Annotated in this window: 1 protein-coding gene; it reads left to right on the top strand. The window is 64.4% G+C overall.

The window, feature by feature from the left end; genetic code table 11:
* Window positions 1–64 precede the first annotated feature (64 nt).
* On the top strand, window positions 65–379 hold a 315-nt coding region (flgB, locus tag JWH17_RS23450), incomplete at its 3' end, for a flagellar basal body rod protein FlgB (protein ID WP_205225118.1).

Genomic DNA, 379 nt, shown 5'->3' on the forward strand with positions numbered 1-379 from the left:
ATTTGGCACGGGCCTTGCTGAAGTGTTGGCGACGAAAGCCACACCGGCAAACAGGTTCGCAGCCATGAGCATCAGTTTCGACAGAGCACTCGGTATCCACCAGCAGGCCCTCAGCTTCCGCGCCCAGCGCGCCGAAGTGCTGGCCAACAACCTGGCCAACGCCGATACCCCGAACTACAAGGCTCGCGACCTGGACTTCGCCGCGGTTCTCGCCGAGCAGAAGGACAAGGCCGCCAAGGGTACCTGCGCCACCCGCACCACCAACGAGCGGCATATCGCCGCCGAAGGTTTCGGCATGGGCGAGGGCAGCCTGCAGTACCGCATCCCGGTCCAGCCGTCGATCGACCAGAACACTGTCGACGCCCAGATCGAGCAGGCC

Origin of the sequence: Desulfogranum marinum, assembly GCF_016918565.1 — a bacterium.
GTDB classification, from domain to species: Bacteria; Desulfobacterota; Desulfobulbia; order Desulfobulbales; family Desulfobulbaceae; genus Desulfogranum; species Desulfogranum marinum.